The sequence below is a fragment of the Nonomuraea fastidiosa genome, from assembly GCF_042751225.1.
In the GTDB taxonomy this organism is placed as follows: Bacteria; Actinomycetota; Actinomycetes; order Streptosporangiales; family Streptosporangiaceae; genus Nonomuraea; species Nonomuraea fastidiosa.
In genome coordinates, this window is sequence record NZ_CP170570.1 from 373158 (window position 1) to 394121 (window position 20964).

A 20964-nucleotide genomic window follows, 5' to 3' on the forward strand; every position below is an offset into this window, starting at 1 on the left:
GAGGGCCGGACGACGAGCCCACGGACGAGCACTGGGTGGATCCGGAGATCATCCGCCCGTACGTGGTGACTCGTGGCCGTACGCAGCCTGCCCACGGCAGGTTCGACCTGATCTCCATGGCCTTGGCGGTCGGCCCGCCGCCGGGCCCCGACGCCGGGCTGGACCCCGAGCACCTGCGCATCCTGCAGCTGTGCCGTGAACCCAAGTCCGTCGCCGAGATAGCCGCGTACCTGGATCTGCCCGCCGGCACGATCCGGGTGCTGCTCGGTGACCTGTTCGACCGCGAACTCGTCTCTGCCCAGGAACCGCAATCCGAGGTGGACATGCACGACATAAAGATGTACAGGGCGGTGCTCGATGGCCTTCGCTCGCTCTGAGCGTCCGCGCCTTCCGACGGCGATCAAGATCCTGATCGCGGGCGGTTTCGGCGCGGGCAAGACCACGATGGTGGGCGCGGTCTCCGAGACCAGGCCGCTGCGTACCGAGGAGGTGCTGACCGATCGCAGCATCGGGGTCGACGACCTCACCTCGGTGGAGGCCAAGCGCACCACCACGGTGGCGATGGACTTCGGCCGTATCACACTCAACAACGACTATGTCCTGTACCTGTTCGGCACGCCCGGCCAGGAGCGGTTCTGGTTCGTGTGGGACGAGCTGGCGGAGGGGGCGCTGGGCGCGGTCATCCTGGCCGACACCCGGCGGCTGGCCGACTGCTTCCCCTCGGTCGACTACTTCGAGCGGCGGGGCACGCCGTTCGTGGTGGCGGTCAACTGCTTCGAGGGCGCGCCGACGTTCGAGCTGGACGAGGTACGCCTCGCGCTCCAGCTCGGGCCGGACATCCCGATCGTCATGTGCGACGCCCGCAAGCGCGACTCCAGCCGTGAGGTGCTGATCACGCTGGTCAAGCATTCGGCACGGCTGCGCGCAGAACCGGTCGGCAGCTGACCCCTCCCTGCTCCGGCCGTGCGGTCAGGCCCGCCTGTGAAGGCGGGCCTTTCTGCGTTCCAAGGCCGGTCAGCGTTCAGGGCCTGTCAGTGTTCAGGGCCGGTCTGCGTTCCAGGGCCTGTCCGGCTGTCGGGAGGCGGGCTCTGTCAGGGGGCGGGCTCTGTCAGGGGGCGGGCTCGACGTGTTCGCTCAGGTACGTCTCCAGCTCGGCCGCGCCCTTGATCATCGCCCGGCCGCGCGCCGACAGGCGGCCCCGCCACTCGCGCAGGGCGCTCTGCAGCGGCTCCTGGCCGCCCGCCGCGCGCACCTGGGCGAGCAGCGGGGCGATCTGCTCCAGCAGGTAGCCGCCGCGCCTGAGCTGGTGGACGAGCTGGGCGTCGCGGACGTCGGCACCGGTGTAGACGCGGTAGCCCGTACGCGGGTCGCGGCGCGGCTGCACGAGCCCGGCCCGTTCCCACTTGCGCAGGGTGGCGGGCCGGATGCCCAGCCTTCTGGCCAGCGGGCCGATGAACGTCACCCCCGGCTCGACCGGTCTGGCGGGGGCCAGCGCGCGCAGCGCCTCCTCCACCGCCTGGAGGGTGCGGCGGTCCTCCAGAAGCTGGGCGTGGCTCTCGTCGATCAGCTTGAGCGCCGCGTCCGTCTCGCCCCGGTTGATCGCCTGCATGATCGCCGTGGCCGTGCGGTGGCCGTGGGCGGGGATCAGCGCCACGAACGCCCGCAGCGCCTGGGCGTGGCGAGGGGTGTAGGCGCGGTAGCCGCTCTCCGTGCGGGCGGCGGGCGGCAGGATGCCGGCCTGCTCGTAGTTGCGCACCGCCTGGGTGGACAGGCCGTGCGGGCGGGCCAGGTCCACCGGCCGCAGTCGGCCACCGGGCATCGACGCACCTCGCCGGATTTGAGGGTGCACGCGCGGATGTGCGCGGACACCGGGGTCGAAGGTTCAACCAGCGTCCAATCCTAGCGGCGAGCCGACGGAAGATCGAACCGGTGCAATGTCACGTGGGCTCTGCTCGGTAGGCGTCTCCCGGTTTGGCAGCGAGCACCTGTTCGCAGGCCAGCAGCAGCACCCCCGCGCTCCACGCGTGCGACAGCGTCAGGTACATGCCCTTCGGCTGGAAGCAGTCCGTCTGGTAGTACCGTTCGGTGATCATGCCACGGTAGGCGTTGATGTCGCCGTCGGCCGCCGGGAGGAGCTGGCGGAAGCAGTCGAGCGTCTCCTGCGCCCGCTCGGCGTAGTACGGATCCCCCAGCGCCTCCGACAGCTCGGCCAGCTCCGCCGTGCACACCAGCCCGTACGCGTGCAGGTGCTGGTTGGACGGCGACGCCTGATCCGCGCCCCGGGTGGCGAAGCCGTACGCGCCGAGCGGGGTGCGCGGGCCGAAGCGCACGTTGTAGGTGTAGCGGAAAGTGAGCATCCAGTCGGCGGCCCGGCGGGCCAGGTCGAGCCAGCGGGCCGCGCCGGTACGGCGGTGCAGCGCCATGTACGCCATGACCGCCGCGTACCCGTCCTCGGAGGTGGGTGCGAGGTCCACGTCCTCGGGCGCGCCGTAGATGAACTCGTCCTCGACGAACCTGGCGTAGTACTCCCCCGCCCGCTCGGCCGCCCGCAGATCGCCGGGCTCGCCGGACTCGGCGAGGGCGGCCACCCAGGTCAGGCCGGACGCGCCCGACCAGGACAGCACCTCGCCGGTCTCGGCGTGGTGCAGGGTGCCGAGGTTGCCGTCGGGGCGCTGGCGGGCGACCATGACGTCCAGGTTGGAGCGGGCGGCGGCGGCCCACTCGGGGTTCGGCCGCAGGCGCAGCGCGCGCAGCAGGAACAGGGTGGCCTCTCCGAGCGTGCGCGCGTGCAGGGCGCCCTTGACCGGGCTCCAGCTCTGCGACCAGCCGCTCATGCGGTACCAGGTGCCCCAGAAGGTGCCGGACGGCGACAGGTTCGCGCAGATGAAGCCGATGACCCGTTCCGCGGCGGCGACGTGCTCGGGCCGCCCGGTGCGCAGGCCGTGTTCCAGGAGCGCCGCCGCCCAGGGGATGCCGCTCACCCAGCCGACGTGCATGGCCTGCCGGTCCACCGGCCGCCCGTCGCCGCCGCTGACCTCCCTGTCGAAGCCGACCGTCTCCAGCAGCACGCCGGGGTCGGGGTCGTAGTGCCAGCGGTACAGGCCCTCGGCGGCGATGTCGGCGGCGGTGGTCACGTCCTCCCACGGCTCGATCGGGGCCGCCGGCAGCCGCAGCTCACGGTCCTCGCGCAGCAGCGGCGCGTACGCGTGCCGGTCGGCGGGCAGCGGCGCGGTGGCGAGCGTCAGCGACCGCGACTCGCCCGGCCGCCAGACGTGAGTGGCGGCCTGGGCGGGCAGCGGGTCCGCCGAGCCGTAGTAGGTGATCGGATGCTCCCGGTACGGGAACAGCAGCGCGACGGTCGCCCGCCCCTCCGCGTACGAGAGCTCAAGACCGGTGATGCCGAGCGGCGAGACCTCGTCGGCGATCAGCGCGGCGCCCCCGTCGTCGCCCCACACCAGGACGGCGGGGGTGGCGGCGCGGTCGGCGCGGAACCCCCACGAGGCGGAGACCATCTCGCCGGGACGGTCGGCGCCGGGCTCGAAGCGGGGGAAGACGCGGTGGCAGCCGGCCGGGCGGTTCTCGCCGTAGAACAGGCCGGGGATCAGCCACCACGGGGCGGCGGCCGAGGCCACCGACCTGCTGACGCGTACGGTGGCCGCGGCCGGCTCGGCGCCGTCGTAGCGTATGTCGAGCCGCAGCGCGCGGCGGCCGGTCGGCAGCGGCTCGCCCCAGCTCCAGTCCACCGCGAACGGCCCCGTGCCGAGCACCTCGACCCGCAGCTCGCCACCGCCGGGCACGGCGATCACCACGGGCGCGGCCCCCTCGGCCTCCGGAGCGGCGACCGCCGAAAGGCCGCCGGCCGCCGCGGAGGCGTCGCCGGGCGGGTGCGGGTCCTGCTCTCCCCCTGCTCCGGCGGGGCCGGGGTCGTCCGTCACCACGGCTCCACCGTGAACGCGCCCTTGCGGACCTCCATCTCCACCAGGTCCGTCTCCACCGCCGAGAGCGGGTCGTCCAGCGGGATGCGGAACGTGCGGATCTGGCAGGGGCCGAAGTCGGCGGTGAGCCGGATGCCGGCGACGGGGATGTTCAGCGTCGCCGTCCCGGGCCTGCCGGTGGTCTCGACGGCCCTGACCACGAGATCGCGAGGCGTGTCCTCGTGCAGCTTCACGGCGGTCACCATCACCTGGCCGCCGCCGTCGTCGAGGTAGCCGCGCGAGCTGGGCAGCGGCCCGTCGTGGAAGCTCTCCAGCATCGCCCGTACCGGGGAGCCGAGCAGCGCGGCGCGGCGGGTGAGCCCGGCCTCGCGCCAGTCGCCCGCGTGCGGCACCAGCAGGTACGAGAACCGCTGCACGCCCTGGTCCTGGTACGAGTAGAAGCCGTCGGGGTCGAGCAGCCTGGGGTCGTGCCAGGAGTAGACGGGGCTGCGCACGGCGGTGATGCCGATGCTGTGGCTGCGGCCGGGCCCGGGAGGCGCGACGTCGTAGCCGTGCTTGGCGTTGTTGACCACGGCCAGGCCCGCGCGGGTGCCGCCGATCGAGCCCGACAGGTCCACCCACGACTGCGCCGGTTCCTCTGCTCCGTCGATGGGCCTGGTGAGGTGCGCGAACGGGATCTCGTACGTCGCCACCGGGCTCTCGAGCCCGACCGGGAAGCGCAGCTTCATCAGGTGCGCCTGCTCGCGCCAGTCGAGCGTGACCCGCACCTCCACGGCGTCGTCGTCACCCGCGCCGAGGATGAACTCCTCGGCCATGGTGGAGCGGCCCCACTCGCGCTCGACGCGGATGCGGGCGCGCAGCGGCCCGCTCTCGCGCAGCACGATGTCGGTGACGGCCATGGGCTGACCCGGCCAGTCGTAGGAGACGACGCGGTGGCCCCAGGTGTCGGTGGGGTCCTCGCACACCTGCGTGTGCTCGCCGGACGCGCCGGCCACCAGGTCCACGCCGGTGCGCTTGTCGACCAGGCTGGACAGCCAGCCGGTGACCGGGTCGAGCTCCAGGCGCAGCACGTCGTTCTCAAGGTGGTGCCGGGACGCCGACAGCGTGCCGGCCGGGTTCATGCCGGGGCCCTGGCGCAGCCGGTAGAGGCGGTAGCCCAGCGGCGGCAGCTCGGCCTTGAACACCGTCGCGCCGCGGCCCTTGTCGTCGGTGGTGGCGACCGACTGGATGCGCTGGCACGGCACGTCCGCGCCGTCGGCGTCCACCACGTGCACGCCGTTGGGGGCGACGCTGTATTGCAGCTCGACGCGGGTGGAGACCGGCCACGGGTGCGGGTTGAACACGATCACCGGCTGGGTGCCGGGCTCCTCGGGCACGTGCACGTCGCGGGCGATCACGTTGTGCGCCCTGGTGATGATGCGCTTGGAGATCGCGACGGCCTCGCCGAGCTGGTCGCGGGCGTCGTCGTACGCGGGCTCGATGGCCGAGCCGGGCAGCACGTCGTGGAACTGGTTGAACAGCACCTGCTTCCAGGCCCGCTCCAGGTCGGCGCGGGCGTCGTGACCGGCGATGGCCGCCCACCGCTCGGCCGACAGCACCGCCGCCTGGGCGCGGCGCTGCCACAGCTTGATGCCGGAGTGCGACGAGTAGCAGCCGGCCGCGTGGTGCTGCAGGTCGTCGCGCCAGACCGGCAGCTCGGCCAGGCCCTCCTCGCCCAGCCGTTTGATCATCTCGTCGAAGTAGCGGCGCGGCGACGACAGGATCATCTCGCCGAACGAGCCCATCCGGTCGTAGCGGTGGATCGACTCGATGTTCGCCTTGGTGGGGCCGCCGCCGTGGTTGCCCACCCCGTAGAAGATCATCAGGTCGCCGAGCGAGCGGTCGAGCTGGGCGAGCGCCTTCTCGGTCTGGCCGGCGACGTCGCCGGGCGGGCTGCAGTACTCGAACGGGATGCGGTAGGCCAGCACGCGGCTGCCGTCCGGGGCCTCCCACCAGAACATGGTGCCGGGCAGCTCGCTCTCGTGCGGTCCAGGACGGAGGAAGGTGTAGGAGTCCATGCCCTGGCCGCGCAGGATGGCGGGCAGCATGGCGTTGTGGCCGAACGGGTCGACGTTCATGCCGACCGTGGCGGTGACGCCGAACTTCTCCTTGAGGTAGCGCTGGCCGTACAGGCCCTGGCGGACGAACGACTCGCCGGACGGCATGTTGCAGTCGGGCTCCACCCACCAGCCGCCGGTCATCACCCAGCGGCCCTCCGCCACCTTCTCCTGGATCCTGGCGAACAGCTCGGGGTCGGACTCCTCCACCCACGAGAGCAGCACGACCTGGTCGCAGGTGAAGACGAAGTCGGGGTACTCGTCCATGCGGTGGATCGCCGACCAGAACGTGGCCCGCGCCTCCTGGTAGCCCTCCTGCCACGGCCACAGCCACACCGGGTCGAGGTGGGCGTTGCCGATCATGTGGAGGGTGCGCTGGGGGGTGGCCGCCGGGCGCTGCGCGCGGGACAGCCCGGAGGGCTGGCTGCCGGAGGGCGCGTTCGACATGGGAGCCCGCGACCTGGAACGACGCCTGGTCATGCGGCCGCCCACGCGTCGATCTTGTCGCTGATCATGTGCAGCATCAGTGTGTGGATCTCCTGGATGCGCGGGGTCTCGGTGCTGGGGGCTAGGAGGAGGTGGTCGGCGTACGCGGCGGCCTTGCCACCGTCGTTGCCGCCGAAGAGTACCGTCACCGCTCCATTGCTCTGCGCGGCCTGCAGCGCGCCGACCACGTTCGGGGAGTTTCCGCTGGTCGTGAAGGCGGCGACCACATCGCCTGGCTTGGCGAGCGCCTGCACCTGCCGGGCGAAGACGTCCTCGTAGACGTAGTCGTTGGCGATGCAGGTCATGACGGTGGCGTCGGTGGTGAGCGTCACGGCGGGCAGCGGGCGGCGGTCGCGCCGGTAGTGGCCGATCAGCTCGCCGGTGAAGTGCTGGGCGTCGGCCGCGCTGCCGCCGTTGCCCATCGTGTAGAGGGTGCCGCCCCTGGTGAAGGTCTCGATGAGCAGGTCCGCGGCGGCCTCGACGGCGGGCAGCAGCGCCGCCATGCCGCGCGCGGCGGCGAGGTGGCCTTCTACGTGCTGCGCCAGCAGCTCGGGCGTGGAAGAAACGTCGGACATGGGTCTTTCCTGTGGAGAGGTCGGTGGGTCTTCGGCTCCGCTGCGGACGGAACTTCGCGCCTCGAGGGCCTTACGCTGAGCGGTTCATCAGGGCTGGGGCCTTGCCGAGGGCCTTCTGGGGGTCAGCGGCCTTCTGGGGGTCAGCGGGGGGCGCCCGCGACGAGATCGTGCGCGACGGCACCGGCCCCGACCACGCACACTCCCGCGCCGAGCTTGGCCAGCTCGATCCGGGCGCTGCGGGCGGCCGGCGGCATGGCGTCCCTGGCGACCGCCGCCGCGACGGGGTCGAGCAGCCGGGCCCCCGAACGGGTGACGCCACCGCCGAGCACGACCAGCTCCGGCTCGAACGCGTTCACCAGGTCGGTGAGCGCGCTGCCCAGCGCCCATGTGGTCTCGTCCCAGATCTCGACGGCGAGCGGGTCGCCGGCCTCGGCGGCGCGGGAGACGTCCTCGGCGGTCGGGTTCTCGATGGCGGACAGGGACGAGGGACGGCCGGCGGCCAGCGCCTCCCTGGCGCGCTCGGCGATGGAGGTGCCGGATGCGTACGCCTCCAGGCAGCCGTGCCGCCCGCACGAGCAGCGGCGCCCGCCCGGCCGCACCATGACATGCCCCAGCTCGCCGCCGTTGCCGGCCGCGCCGCGGTGCAGGCGGCCGCCGATGACCGAGCCGCCGCCCACGCCCGTGGAGATCGTCAGGTAGAGCATGGTGCTGGTGCCGCGCCCCGCGCCGTACCGGAATTCGCCCAGCGCCGCGGCCGTGGCATCGTTCTCAAGGGCTGAGGGGACGCCGTACGCCTCCGTGGCCAGCGCGCCGATCGGGACGTCGATCCACCCCGGCAGGTGCGGCGGGCACTCCAGCACGCCGGTCGCCGTGTTCAGCGGCCCGCCGCAGGAGATGCCGACGGCGGCGATCTCGGGCATGCCGGCCTCCGCGATCGCCTTCCTGCCCAGGTCGAACAGCCTGGCCAGGACGCGCTGCGGGCCCTCCTCCCTGCGGGTGGGGGCGAGCTGCCAGCCGTGGATCAGGCCATCGCCTGTGACCACGCCCGCGGCGAGTTTGGTGCCGCCGATGTCCAGCGACAGAACTGGGGGAAGATCGTGCTCCATTGGGCCTCCGACGGGAACGACTGACGCACATGCCTATGACATCGTTCCCACATTGGATCCTAGGGCGAGTTTTCCCCGCGGGTCAACGCACGGCGGCCGTGAAATGTCAGATCGCAGACATGTGTGTCCACTTCTTGAGACATGCAGAGCGCCGGGGGCCTGTCACGCGGCTGGGCAGCGGCCGTCGCCGACGTGCCGGCGATCCGCCGATCGCCCACGAACCCGCACCGCGACCCGCACCGCGACCCACACCGCGCGCCGGCCACCCGCCGGACGACCGAAGCGCCCAGCCGTAGGGCACGCATGTGCCGCTCACCTCGGGGTCACAGGGCAAGAGGGCTCGATGCGACCGCACCCGCACCGCCCGGCAGTGAGCCGCCCAGGCGACGGGCGCCGCTCCGTACCGGCCGCACGCTGGGGTCGCGAAGGCGCCGACCGCGACGCAGCCGAGGACGAGGCGCGTGGCGACCATGCGCCAGGTCACGGTCACCGCCCGGAGCCTCGCGGGCGCGATCGTGAAGGTCGCCGGCCCGGCGATCGTCCCTGGACCGCACGCAGCCACCCCTGGACCGCACGCAGCCGCCCGTGGACAACATGCAGCCACCCCTGGACACCACGCATCCGCCCCTGGACGGCACGAAGCGCCCGTGGACGGCACGAAGCGCCCGTGGGGTCGGCTGGCGACCGCGTCGCCTGGCACCGGGCGACGGACGCGCCCCGAATCGCCTGCCACCGGGCGACGGACGCGTCCCGTAGCGCCGAAGCGCCGGGCCCGAAGGGCTCCAGCGCACGCGCCGTCCGTCGTGGCTCGCGCCTCAGCCACGGGCATCGCGCCGCCTTCAGTGCGCACCAGAGCCCCCCGTCACGCCGCTTCGGCTGCGTCCGTGGATCGCAGGGCACGACGCGGCGGCACCGCGCCAGATGCGCCGAAGCGCTGGGCTCGACGCGGGCGGATCGCAGGCACCGCACCGTGACGGTCGCCCCCGGCGCCGCAGGCACCACCCCGCACGATCGCTCCCCACACCACAGGCACCGCCGCGCCGCGACTCGCACCGCACGCCAGAGCGCCAAACGCGGCGGGGGCAGATCGGCAGGCACCACCCCGCAACGATCGCTCCCCACACCACAGGCGCCGCCGCGTCGCAACTCGCACCGCACGCCAAGGCGCCAAACGCGGCGGGGGCGGATCGCCGGTCCCGCGCGGTGCCGATCGGGCTGGTTGTGCGAGGTGCGTGGTGCGCGGCCCTCTCCCGAGGCGCGGGGCGCGAAAAGCACCCTGGGGCGCAGGAAGCCACCTTCCGGGACGCGAAAGGCGCTTCGGGACGTGGGAAGCACCCCTCGCGGACGTGGAAAGCACCCCCGGAGCGCAGGCAGCACCCCCGAGCGCAGGCAGCACCCCCAGGACACGAAAAAGCGCACCGCGGGACGCGAGAACCACCCCTCGCAGAGGCGGACAAGACCCTGGAGCGCGGGAAACACGCCCTGGGCGCGGGGCGGTCCCAACGCTCGGCAAAGACGAGGCGCTCAGAGGGCGGGTGGTGGGGCGGTTGATTCGCGTTCGATGAGGCGGACGTTGAGTACGGTCGTGACCGAGTCGGCGTCGGGCATCTCGATGCGCTCGTGGAGCCGGCGGACGGCGGTGGCGCCCAGGTTGAAGGTGTCCTGGGAGACGGCGGTGACCTGGGGCGAGACCATGCTCATCCAGGGGGCGTCGTCGAAGGCGACCAGGCTGATGTCCCGTGGTACGGCCAGGCCGCGCTCGCCGATGGCCCGCCAGACGCCTTCGGCGAGGACGTTGTTGGCGGCGAAGACGGCGGTGGGCCGGTCGGGGCCGCTCAGCATGTCGAGGGCGCGGCGGCGGGAGTCGGCGACGTCCCAGCCGGAGGAGACGACGAGGTCGGGGTCGACGGTGATGCCGCCGGCCGTCAGCGCCTCAAGGTAGCCCTGGTAGCGCTCGTAGCCGGTGGTCCAGTCGGTCTCGTCGATGAACAGCGCGATGCGGCGGTGGCCGAGCCCGACGAGGTGGGCGGTGGCGGTACGGGCGCCGACGCGGTTGCCGACCACGACGCCGTCGGTGGAGCCGGCGGCGAACTGGCGGTCGACCTCGACCACGGGGATGCCGTGTGAGGACAGGTAGGTGGAGACGGCGGAGGAGTTGGGGGTGACGATCACGCCGGCGACTCTGAGCGCGACCAGCGCCTCGGCGGCCTCGGTCTCGGTCTCGCCGGACAGGCTCGTGTCGGCGAGCACCATGGTGTAGCCGCGCTCGCGGGCCGCGGCGCTGGCCCCTGCGGCGAGCTCGGCGTAGAACGGGTTGCGCAGGTCGCTCACCAGCACCCCGACAGAGCGGCTGACCTGCTGCTTGAGCGTGCGGGCCATGACGTCGGGCACGTAGCCGAGCTCTTCGGCGGCGCGCAGCACGCGCTCGCGCACGTCGCTGGCCGCATAGCCGCGCCCGGTGAGGGCCCGGGAGACGGTGGAGCGGGAGACGCCGGCGGCCTCGGCGACATCCTTGATCGTGGGACGGCGGGAACGGCCTGCGGGGGTGCGGCGCCGTTCTACGGTCATCGGTTCCCTTCCGTGACCACGTCGACCAGCGCCTCGGCGTGCTGCCCGAGTCGCAGGTCGCCGATGGTCAGATCGACTGCCAGGCGTACGCGGCGGCGCGGCTCCGCGGGCGCGCCGAGCCGCAGATGCACCTGCTCCATACCCCCTCCGGGCAGCCTAAGCGCCAAAGATCCCGGCTCGCGCCGCCAGCCGGGCGGCACCACCGGCTCGATGGTGGCCACCGCCTTGTCCGGCCACGGGTTGCGCACGGTGGCGGTCAACGTGATCTCGCCGCCCGCGGGGACGCTCGTATAGTACGGCGTCAGCCGGCACAGCACCCCGTCGGCACCGAGATCGAACCGGTCGGAGGGCAGCAGCTCGCGGTGGAGCGCGATCAGCTCCTCACCGCGTTCGGTGAGCATGCGCAGGTAGTCGTCGTCCACCCAGCGGGGCCGCCAGTGGCCGCTGACCATGAGGTCGGGGCGGAGCCGGTTGTAGAGCGCGGCGCTCTTGCGGTAGTCCTCGATCTGGAAGCGGTTCTTGTACTGGAAGTTCAGTATCTCCTGGCGCTCGCCGGGGACGCCGAGGCCGTCCTGCTGGTCGCCGGTGACCAGCACCCGGTGGCCGTCCACCTCGAACGCGTACGCCGCCGCGTACATGGTGTGCCCCGGCAGGTCGTACACCGTGATCTCGTACTCCCGCCAGCGCACGGTCTCCCCCAGACCGAGCACCCGGTCCGACGGGATGGGGTCGAACCACGTGCAGGGCAGGTCGTGGTGGAGCGGCGTGGCCAGGATGGGCGCGATGTGGGACGGCGTCCAGATCTCGGTGCCCTCGACGTCGCGCAGCAGCGGCATGCCGGCGACGTGGTCGTCGTGGTAGTGGGTCGGCACGGCCACCTCGACGGCGGTGACGCCGTAGTGCTCGCGCAGTGCGGGCAGGGAGGCCAGCCAGGGCCGCCGGGCCTCGCGGGCGGTGCTCTTGACCAGGCCGGTGCACATGTCGTAGCCGAAGTCGAAGACCATGGCGGCGCCCGACTCCGACAGCAGCACGTAGCTGTAGGACTGGCTGGACCTGTTCATCAGCAGGTGGGGCGTGATCTCGATGAACGGGTTGGTGAGCAGGCCGCGCAGGTCCCACGGGCGGGGGCGGCGGAAGTCGACGTAGCGCTGCATGGCGGCCGAGAGCCGGGACAGCGCGTCGGCGGGCTCGGTCATCGGGTCGCCGTGGGAGGGCAGCAGCAGGTCAAGGTCTTCGCGCTGGAGCAGCTCGGCGCTGATGACCACCATGGCGGGGCCCTCGTTCTCGGTGTACGACCACTGGGTGGCGGCCAGCGACCACACCTTGCCGGGCGCGTAGATCAGGTCGCCGGTGAAGGCGATCCTGCCGACCACGTAGGTGACCGAGCCGGGCGTGTGGCCGGGGGTGGGCAGCACGCGTACGTCCATGCCGCCGTACCGGGCCGTGCGGTACTCGGGCACCACGCTGGTGATCTCGACCGGCTCCAGCAGCGAGAAGCGGTCGTCGCGCAGGTCGTAGTCGTTGTAGATCTGGCGGCCTGACCACAGCTCGTCGACCTTGTCGAACAGGTCGCGCTCGACCGGCGGCACGTGGATCGCGACGCCCGCGGCCGCCGCGCGGTGCAGCCCCTGCACCTGGTCGCGGTGGTGGTGGGTGACCAGCACGTCGGTGATGCGGTCGAGGCCGAGCTCGTCGAGCAGGTCGAGCACCCGGCCGGAGCCGAAGTCGACGGCGATGCCGGTGCGCTGCCCGTCGGGGCGGTCGGGGGCCTTGATGACGTAGACGTTGCAGGTGTCCTCGACGCGGAGCACCCCGGGCGCGACTTCGGTGACTTCCTTACCCACGGGCCAGGAGTCTATCCGGTATCGTTCCCACAATGGATGCCCTGGAGTGGATTGTCCCCCGTCCGAAGAAGGCCACCATCGGCACCGATCACGTCGTTTTGAGCGGGTGCCGGATCACGGGCGATCCCGCCGCGGCCAGCGCCGTCGCCGTACTCACCGAAACTCTGGGCACCGGCGAAGCCGTGCCCGTCGAGGTGCGGGTGGACGCCGAGCTGCCGCCCGAAGGCTACGCGCTCAGCGCGGGACCGGGCGGCGTGCTGATCAGCGGCGCCGACCCCGCGGGGGCGTTCTACGGCGCGCAGACCCTGCTCGCGCTGCTCGCCGCGCCCTGCGCCGCGCACGCGGCCTGCGTGCCGGAGATCGACGTGCGCGACTGGCCGGACCTGCCGCTCCGGGGCACGATCGAGGGTTTCTACGGCACGCCGTGGAGCCACGAGGAGCGCATGGAGCACCTGCGCTTCTCGGCCAGGCACAAGCTCAACACGTACGTGTACGCGCCCAAGGACGACCCGTACCACCGCGAGCGGTGGCGTGAGCCGTACCCGGAGGAAGAGCTGGCCAGGCTCGGCGAGCTGGTCGCGGAGGCGCGCAGGCGGCACGTGAGGTTCGTCTTCGCGCTCAGCCCCGGCCTGTCGATGGTCTACAGCGACCCGGCCGAGCGGGCGGCGCTGCGGGCCAAGGCCGAGCAGGTGTGGGAGATCGGCGTACGGGAGTACGCGCTGCTGTTCGACGACATCCCGCCCGAGCTGAGCCACGAGCCCGACAAGGCGGCGTACGGCACGGCGGAGGGCGCGAGCGCGAGCGCCCACGCGGCGGTCTGCCGCGACTTCGCGGACAACTTCCTCGCCCCGCGCGGCGCGGACCGGCCGCTGACCATGGTGCCCACCGACTACGCGGGCACCGCTCGCTCGGCCTACCGCGATCGGCTGGCCGCCGAGCTGCCCGCCGACGTGCTGGTCTGGTGGACCGGGTCCGACATCGTCGTGGGCGCGATCACCGCCGGCGAGACGCGGGCGGCGGCCGACTCCTACGGGCACCGGGTGGCGCTCTGGGACAACTTCCCGGTCAACGACTTCGACTTCTCCCGGGTCTTCCTCGGGCCGCTGACCGGCCGGGCGACGGACCTGGACGGCGCGCCGCTGGAGGGCATCACGGCCAACCCCATGGTGCAGGCGGCGGCCTCGCGCATCGCGCTGACGACGGTGGCCGACTACGCCTGGCACCTGGCGGCGTACGAGCCGGGCAGCGCGCACGAGCGTGCGGTGCGGCTGGTGCCGGGCGCGGCCGAGCTGCTGCCGCTGGTGCGGGCCTGCTCGGCCTGGCCGCCCGGCGCGGACCAGAGCCCCGAGCTGACCGCCCTGTGCGCGTCCGTGCTGGAGGGCGGGCCGGACGAGCGGCTGCGGGCCGAGCTGGACCGGCTCGCGGGCCTGCCGACGGACGTGCCGGGGGCGCTGGCGCGGGAGCTGGAGCGCTGGGTGGCGGCCGCCCGCGACATGGCCGCGGCCGGCCTGGCCGCGCTCGACCTGCTGCACGGGGGCCGCACGCCCGAGCAGGTGGCGCAGGCGCTGGCCCGTGCCGAGGAGCACGAGGCGAACGTGCTGCGCCGCGTCATCCCGCCGTTCATCCGCCAGGTCCTCGACCGCGCGGGCGCCTGACGCACGTGCGCCCGCCCCGGGGCGGGATCCCGGGGCGGGCGCTCACGTACACCGGTCAGAGCGAGAGGACCTGGCCGGCCGCCACCAGCTCCTCCTGGAGCGCGGCCACGTCCACGTCCTGCACCGCCTTGCCGCTCCCGGCGGCCTGGGCGGCGGCGAGCCCGGCCGCGTGGCCGAGCATCTGGTACTGGACCTCCATCCGGATGGAGGAGAACGCCACGTGCGAGGCCGACACGCAGACGGGCACGAGCAGGTTCGCGCACTCCTCCCTGCGCGGCACCAGCGCCCGGTAGGGGATCTGGTACGGCGCCACGCCGACCGACAGGTATCCCTCGGTCACCACCATGGGGATGGGGTCGGGGTGCTCGTACACCCAGCGCCAGGTGCGCTGCACCTCGCGGATGTCGAGGTGGTAGGAGCCCATGGCGACCGCGTCGGCGTGCCGCCGCCCCTCGACGAGGTCGTGCTCGGTGAGGTGGACCTCGCCCAGCATGCGCCGCGCCTCGCGGACGTAGAGCTGGTGCGGCAGGTGGCCGGTGTCGGCGAACTCGTCGGGCGGCAGCCCCCAGCGGCTCAGCTCCGCGCGTACCGAGGCGGGCACCTCGGGGTCGTGGGAGAGGAAGTACAGCAGGTCCTGGGCGTGGTGGAGGTGGTGCAGGCGGATGCGCTCGCGCTCCTCGGGCCCGGCGTCGGGGTAGGCCCAGGCGGAGCGGTCGAGCACGCTCAGCGAGAACGGGCCGAGGGAGTTGCCGTCGCACTTGCCGTTCGGCAGGTTCGGCTCCAGGCCGACGAGGCGGCCCGCGCGGGGCTCGTAGCCCTGCTCGCGCCAGTGGCGGAAGAGCCTGCGGCCCAGCTCCCAGTGGTCGTCGTCGTAGCCGGGCCGGCGCTCGAACGGGATGCGGCCGGGCGCGGTGGTCATGCAGACGCGGTAGCCGTACGACATGACGCCGCCGTCCCCCTCCCCCACCTCGGCCATGGGGCCGTCGGCGACCTGCGGGAGCAGCGTGCCGTCGTCCCTGAACGGCGAGATGTACGGCGGGAAGTTGTGCATGCCGGGCATCACCTCGCGCCGCCCGGCGAACCGCTCGCCGTGCAGGGAGCGGTCCTCGCGGCCGACGCGGTAGCCCACCCCGGCGGCGGCCATCAGGTCGCCCTCGTAGCTCGCGTCCACGAAGACGCCGCCCGCGTAGTCGCCCTGCCGGGTGACGGCGGAGAAGATGCGGTCGCCCGAGGTGACGACGGTGCGCAGCGGCGCGTCGAAGACGACCTCGACCCCGGCCCGCTCCAGCCAGGACGAAAAGATCCGCTCGGCGACGTGCGGCTCGGGGCCCGCGTAGTGGCCGGGCGCGACCCCGTACGCGTCGGCGACGGCCTGCCGGAACTCGGCCGCCATGCCGCCGAGCACGCGGACGTCGCCGATGTCGGTGTAGCCGAGCCCGCCCGAGGTCATGCCGCCGACGTGCCTGCCGGGTTCGAGCAGCACGGTGTCCAGGCCGCGCCGGGCGGCGGCCACGGCGGCGCACACCCCGCCCGACGTGGCGCCGTAGACGACGACCTCCGCCTGCCTCACCGCCGCCACCATCGCGCGACCTGGCGCAGGTCGTCGCCGGTGATCGGCTCGCGGCTGTTGTCGATGGACTCGACGTAGTAGAGCGCGGGCACGCCCAGCTCGGGCTGCGCCTGCGCGTACGCGAGCCAGTCGGCCTTGGTCGGCATCGGCCACTGGTCGGTGTCGATGAGGTGGCCGGGCATGGCGTGCGCGGCGACGGCGTGGCGGTAGCGGAGCTGGTCGACGGCGGGCACCGGGTCGCCGGCGGCGTCCAGCTCCAGCACGTCGTTGAGCCTGATCATGTCGCTGACGTCGCCGAAGGCGGGGTGCGGGGTGTGGGTGACCATGAGGGCGTCGGGTTTGACCTGCTTGGCGGCGTCGTACATGGTGGCGAGCAGCTCGTGAAGCAGGGCGAGGCCCCAGGTGGAGCCGTACGTCTTCAGGTGGGAGCCGCTGGGCGACCACTGCGTGAAGTCGATCTTGAATCCGTCGGCGTCGAGGTCGCCGAGGAGCCGCTGCATGATGGCGCGGACCCGCCGCCGGTAGGCGGGGTTCGTCGGGTCGGCGGCCACGGCCCTGCCCGCGGCGTCGGTGATGCACTCCTCGACCGGCAGGCCGTCGGCCGACCAGGCCCGCCACCACAGCAGCACCCGCTGGCCGCGGGCGTGCCTGGCGGCGATCCACTCGCGCAAGTCCGGCCACTTGGTCTCGTCGGGCTCCAGGTTGCCGTAGGTGAGCTGCCAGCGGTCGTCGATGACGATCGTGCCCGGCACCAGGCCGTGCTCCTCCAGCCTGGCCAGCCACTCGTCGTACAGGTCGCGGCGGGAGAGCGTGACCGGCGAGACGCCGTCGGCCCTGGCGCACTGGGCGCCCCAGCCGCAGAAGATCGGCTCGCTCCACCACGCGGCCCGCTCCCCCTTCGGCCCCTGCGGGGCCAGGCCGTGCTCGATCAGGTCGGCCCGGTGGTGGCCGATCGCCTCCCATGGCGAGGCGGCGAGGCGGAGCACGACGGCGGGCGAGGTCCAGGAGCCGTGCACCTCGGTGTGGCACTCGTAGTCGAAGCGCAGCAGCGCGCCGCCGTCCACCGGCTCGTACGCGACCTCGGTGAAGGTCAGATCGGCGATCCCGGCGCGTACGGAGGCGCCCAGCCACGGCCCGTCCGGCACCGCCGTCGCCCCGGACGGCGCGTCCTTGCAGAAGGCCAGCACCAGCGGCGGCGGCGAGAAGACGGCGTGCAGCCGGCCTGGTGAGGCGTCGCCGACGACGGTCAGCGCGACCGGCGCGGACACCGGCCGCACCACGCTCACCGGGTGCGCCGGCGTGGGGCTGAACACGCCGCGCGCGTGCACCCCGGAACGGAACACGCCGGACGCGCGCGTGTTGAGCACGGCCCGGCCGCCGAGCAGCGTCACGTCGCTGAGCACGCCGTCGCCCTCGACCCGCACCTCGACCGCGACCGTCTCGGGCGTGCAGGTGAGCCTGACCGTCTTGCTCTGCCACTCGGTGGTGCGCTGGGGGAAGTCGAACACGGCCGCGCCGTCGCGCTCGGCGAGCACGGGCGGCAGCGTCTCGTACGTCTCGTCGCGCCCGCCCCTGGTGCTGACCGAGGACAGCAGGTTGAGCGACATCCACCCTTCGAGCTCGGCGCTGGGGTCGGTACGGGAGACGGTCAGCCGGTAATGGCCGCTGTCGAGGTGGTAGGCGGTGTCGGTGGTGGTGATCCGCATGGGCAGGCTCATCCCTTGCTTCCCGTCGTGGCGATGCCCCTGATGAAGTGCTTCTGGCCCAGGAAGAACAGGATGATCATCGGGATGGTGGTGATGACGCTGGCCGTCATGACGATCTCCCAGTGCCACTCGCCGCCGAAGCCGAACTGGTCGAGCAGCGCCTTCAGCCCGCGCGGCACGGTGAAGGTGCTGGAGTCGCGCAGGTAGATGAGCGGCCGCATGAGGTCGGTCCAGGCGGCCTGGAACTCGAACAGCAGGGTCACGACGACCGCGGGCTTGCACAGGGGCAGGGCGATGCGGGTGAAGATCTTCCAGTTGTTCGCCCCGTCGATCTTGGCGGCCTCGAACGGCTCGCGCGGCAGGCCCATGAAGAACTGCCGCAGCAGGAAGATGTAGAAGGCGCTGCCGAACAGGTTCTGCGCCCACAGCGGGGTGAGCGTGCCGACCGCGCCGAGCGAGTTCCAGATGAGGAACACCGGGATCATGGTGACCGCGCCGGGCAGCATCATCGTCGCCAGCACGATGCCGAACAGGAAGTTCCTGCCCGGGAAGCGGAAGTAGGCGAACCCCCAGGCCACCATCGCGCTGGTGATCGTCACCGCGACCGCCGCGAGCACCGTCACCAGCAGCGTGTTGGCCATCCACAGGCCGAGCGGGGCCTCGTGCCACACCCGGATGTAGTTCTCCAGCGTGAACGTCTCGGGGATGATCCGGTTGTCGAAGACCTCGCTGCGCGGCTTGAAGGAGGCGCTGAGCAGCCAGATGAACGGGTAGATGAACGCGATCGTGAACGCGCCAAGCGCGACCCAGGTCGCGATCTTCGCGGCGCGCCTCATGGGTTACCCCCTTCGTAGTGGACGAAGCGCCTGGTCACCACGATCTGCACGGCGGTGATCGCCATGATCACGATGAACAGCAGCCAGGCGAGCGCGGAGGCGTACCCCATGTGCAGGAACTCGAAGGCCTGCTGGAACAGGTAGATCGCGTAGAACAGCGCCGCGTCGTTGCTGTAGGTGGTGTTGCCCGCGCCGAAGAAGGCGGTGTACGCCTCGGTGAACGACTGCAGGGCGTTGATGGTGTCCACGATGAACAGGAAGAACAGCGTGGGGCTGATCATCGGCACGGTGATGCGGAACAGGCGCTTCCACCAGCCCGCGCCGTCCACGAGGGCGGAGTCGTACAGCTCCTGCGGGACGCCGCGCAAGGCGGCGAGGATGATGACCACGGAGGAGCCGACCGTCCACAGGTTCATCAGCACCAGGCCCGGCTTGACCCAGTCGGGGTCGGTGGTCCAGGCGGGGCCGTCGATGCCGAAGAGGCCGAGGAAGGCGTTGATCAGGCCGTTCTGGCCGTTGAACAGCAGCAGCAGGAGGATGCCGATCGCGACCGGCGGCGTCATCTTCGGCAGGAAGAAGGCCGTGCGGAAGAAACCGGTGGCCTTGCTGGCGCTGTTGAGCAGCAGCGCCAGCCCGAGTGCGACCACGAGGTGGGTCGGCACCGACAGCACGGAGAACACGAACGTGTTCCACAGCGCCAGGCCGACCTTCGGATCTTCGAAGAGCTGCACGTAGTTGTCGAAGCCGACGTAGTTCGGGTCGTTGATGACGTCGTAGTCGGTCAGCGACAGATATGCGCTGTTGATGACGGGCCATGCGGTGAAGACCAGGAACCCGACGATCCAGGGGCTGATGAACAGCAGCGCCGCCCTGGTCTCCATGAACCGCATGGTCCGCCGTCGCGGTGCTCGGACGTGGGAAGGGGACATCTCAGTTCGTACGCTTCGTCCAGCCGGCCCACGCCTTGTCCAGCGCCTCCTGCGCCTCCTGCTGAGCCTTGTCGAGGGCCGCCTTCGGCTCGTCCTGGCCGTTGAGCACCCGGTTCACCGCGTTCTGCCAGGCGTCCTTGAACTCCTTGTCGGCCGGGTTGGCGGGGAGGCTGAAGGTGTGCTTGTTGGCCTCGTAGAACGCCTTGACGCCGGCGTCCCAGACCTCGCCGCCGGAGGTGAGCATCTTCTCGATCTCGGCGTCGGCCTTGACGTTGCCGGTGAGGATGCCGGTGAACGGCTTGTCCTCGGCCTTGCGCTTCTCGACGCGGGCCTGGGCGGCGGCCTTCCAGGTGTCGACCAGCGTCATGGTCTTGGCGAAGCGGCAGGCGGCGCCGGGGTTCTTTGCGCCCTTGGGGATGGCCCACGCCGAGCCGGAGGAGTAGGCGAGCGGCTTGCCCTCGGGGGTGCGGAAGGTGTCGAAGGCCATCGGCGCCTTGGGCGAGACGTCGTTGAGTACGTTGACGTACCACTGCTCCATCGGCATCGCGCCGAGCGCGTTGGTGGCGTACTGGTTGCCCTTGCCGAAGAAGTCCGCCGAGTCGCGCACGGCCTTGACCTTGGCGAAGCCGCCCTGCGCGTCGTAGATGGAGACGGCGAACTCCAGCGCCTTGACCACCTCGGGGCTGTTGAGCTGGGCGGTCTTGCCGTCGGCCGAAAGCAGGTCGGCGCCGAGCGACTTGGCCCACAGGGGCAGGAACTCGGGCAGCTTGCTGTCGAAGCCGATCACCTTGAGCTTGCCGCCCGACGTCTTGGTCAGCTTCTTCGTCGCGGCGGTGATCTTGTCCCAGTCGGAGCCGTTGACGTCGTCGATGGTCAGTCCGGCCTGCTTGAGCAGATCGGCGTTGGCCATCGTGATCTGGACCTGGTTGAACTCGGGGATGCCGTAGACCTCGCCGCCGAACGTCACCTGGGCGAGAGCATCCTGGTTGTACATCGAGGTGTCGATCTGCTCGCCCTGGACACAGGCGGTCAGGGGAACGATCGCACCTCGTGAGGCGAAAGTGCCGATCTGGTCGCGGTTGGCGTAGATGATGTCTGGCGGGTCGCCGGCCGCGACGGACGACAGGAACTGCTGGATGTCCAGGTCACCCTCGATGAGCTTCACGTCGGCGCCGCCGAGCGCCTTCTTGGCCAGATCGACACGGGTGCTGCCGATCTCGTCGGTCGCGCCGAAGCCCATGACCGAGATCGTGCCCTGGTAGGAGGCAGTGGGGTTGAACTGGCCGGCCGACGGGGTCGGGGCGGCCGCTCCGCCGGTGCCCTTCGCACAGGACGTCAGCGCGAGCGCCAGCGACACGGACAGGACGGACCAGCGGACAAGTGGGGTTCTCATGGGGGTTTCGCCTCCACACTGATCAAGCGGGGCATCAGGCATGCTGATGACGGCCACGTGGCGCCAGGCCAGTGTGGCAACGTTCACACATCTGAGAACGTACCCATACCGCTGAAATCCCGTCAACCACTCCATGCACTGCGTTTCGGTGACGTTAACTACTCCCAGGGTGTGGAACGCGCCACTCAGACGCCCACAACCCCTGCCACGCCGGGGATTCCGCGCACGCGAGAGGGCCCGGCCGGAGAACCGTCGGCCGGGCCCT

Annotated in this window: 15 protein-coding genes; 3 read left to right on the top strand and 12 right to left on the bottom strand. The window is 71.9% G+C overall.

What is annotated here, in order from left to right:
* Positions 1–35: 35 nt before the first annotated feature.
* On the top strand, positions 36–377 hold the full coding sequence (locus ACFMQL_RS01685; protein WP_364066588.1) for a DUF742 domain-containing protein: 342 nt from the start codon (positions 36–38) through the stop codon (positions 375–377).
* Positions 358–945 (top strand): ATP/GTP-binding protein, encoded by a 588-nt coding sequence (locus ACFMQL_RS01690; RefSeq protein WP_364066591.1) that lies wholly within the window; start codon positions 358–360, stop codon positions 943–945. Before ACFMQL_RS01685 ends, ACFMQL_RS01690 begins: the two co-directional genes overlap by 20 nt.
* A 163-nt stretch (positions 946–1108) precedes the next feature.
* Here ACFMQL_RS01690 and ACFMQL_RS01695 read toward each other — a convergent pair whose 3' ends face one another.
* The 7 genes from ACFMQL_RS01695 to ACFMQL_RS01725 form a co-directional block, all read right to left on the bottom strand.
* On the bottom strand, positions 1109–1819 hold the full coding sequence (locus ACFMQL_RS01695) for a TioE family transcriptional regulator (RefSeq protein ID WP_364066594.1): 711 nt from the start codon (positions 1817–1819) through the stop codon (positions 1109–1111).
* 118 nt (positions 1820–1937) lie between these two features.
* Complete coding sequence (locus ACFMQL_RS01700) at positions 1938–3935, bottom strand: hypothetical protein (protein WP_378784291.1); 1998 nt, start codon at positions 3933–3935, stop codon at positions 1938–1940.
* On the bottom strand, positions 3932–6478 hold the full coding sequence (locus ACFMQL_RS01705) for a glycoside hydrolase family 38 C-terminal domain-containing protein (protein ID WP_364066600.1): 2547 nt from the start codon (positions 6476–6478) through the stop codon (positions 3932–3934). The genes ACFMQL_RS01700 and ACFMQL_RS01705 overlap by 4 nt, the downstream gene beginning before the upstream one ends.
* 29 nt (positions 6479–6507) lie before the next feature.
* Positions 6508–7092: an SIS domain-containing protein gene (locus ACFMQL_RS01710; protein ID WP_364066603.1), complete on the bottom strand. Its 585-nt coding sequence runs from the start codon at positions 7090–7092 to the stop codon at positions 6508–6510.
* 140 nt (positions 7093–7232) lie between these two features.
* Positions 7233–8198: an ROK family protein gene (locus ACFMQL_RS01715; protein ID WP_378784294.1), complete on the bottom strand. Its 966-nt coding sequence runs from the start codon at positions 8196–8198 to the stop codon at positions 7233–7235.
* 1524 nt (positions 8199–9722) lie between these two features.
* Positions 9723–10766 carry a LacI family DNA-binding transcriptional regulator gene (locus tag ACFMQL_RS01720; protein ID WP_378784295.1) on the bottom strand — a complete coding sequence of 348 codons (1044 nt, stop codon included), beginning with the start codon at positions 10764–10766 and terminating at the stop codon, positions 9723–9725.
* A complete protein-coding gene (locus tag ACFMQL_RS01725) occupies positions 10763–12610 on the bottom strand; it encodes an MBL fold metallo-hydrolase (RefSeq protein WP_364066612.1) in 1848 nt (615 codons plus the stop codon). The genes ACFMQL_RS01720 and ACFMQL_RS01725 overlap by 4 nt, the downstream gene beginning before the upstream one ends.
* Positions 12611–12642: 32 nt before the next feature.
* Here ACFMQL_RS01725 and ACFMQL_RS01730 point away from each other — a divergent pair, with 32 nt between their 5' ends.
* Positions 12643–14265: a beta-N-acetylglucosaminidase domain-containing protein gene (locus tag ACFMQL_RS01730; protein ID WP_364066615.1), complete on the top strand. Its 1623-nt coding sequence runs from the start codon at positions 12643–12645 to the stop codon at positions 14263–14265.
* Between the two features lie 55 nt (positions 14266–14320).
* On the opposite strand, the gene ACFMQL_RS01735 is transcribed toward ACFMQL_RS01730, so the two are convergent.
* From ACFMQL_RS01735 to ACFMQL_RS01755, 5 genes are read right to left on the bottom strand one after another with little or no spacing between them, the layout of a single operon-like run.
* Positions 14321–15835: an FAD-dependent oxidoreductase gene (locus ACFMQL_RS01735; RefSeq protein ID WP_364066618.1), complete on the bottom strand. Its 1515-nt coding sequence runs from the start codon at positions 15833–15835 to the stop codon at positions 14321–14323.
* Positions 15832–17541, bottom strand: a complete 1710-nt coding sequence (locus ACFMQL_RS01740) for a hypothetical protein (RefSeq protein ID WP_364066621.1) — start codon at positions 17539–17541, stop codon at positions 15832–15834. Before ACFMQL_RS01740 ends, ACFMQL_RS01735 begins: the two co-directional genes overlap by 4 nt.
* 8 nt (positions 17542–17549) lie before the next feature.
* A complete protein-coding gene (locus tag ACFMQL_RS01745; RefSeq protein WP_364066624.1) occupies positions 17550–18377 on the bottom strand; it encodes a carbohydrate ABC transporter permease in 828 nt (275 codons plus the stop codon).
* Positions 18374–19258, bottom strand: coding sequence for a sugar ABC transporter permease (locus ACFMQL_RS01750; protein WP_364066627.1), 885 nt, complete (start codon positions 19256–19258; stop codon positions 18374–18376). The genes ACFMQL_RS01745 and ACFMQL_RS01750 overlap by 4 nt, the downstream gene beginning before the upstream one ends.
* Positions 19259–19307: 49 nt before the next feature.
* Positions 19308–20699, bottom strand: a complete 1392-nt coding sequence (locus ACFMQL_RS01755; RefSeq protein ID WP_378784298.1) for an ABC transporter substrate-binding protein — start codon at positions 20697–20699, stop codon at positions 19308–19310.
* Positions 20700–20964 lie beyond the last annotated feature (265 nt).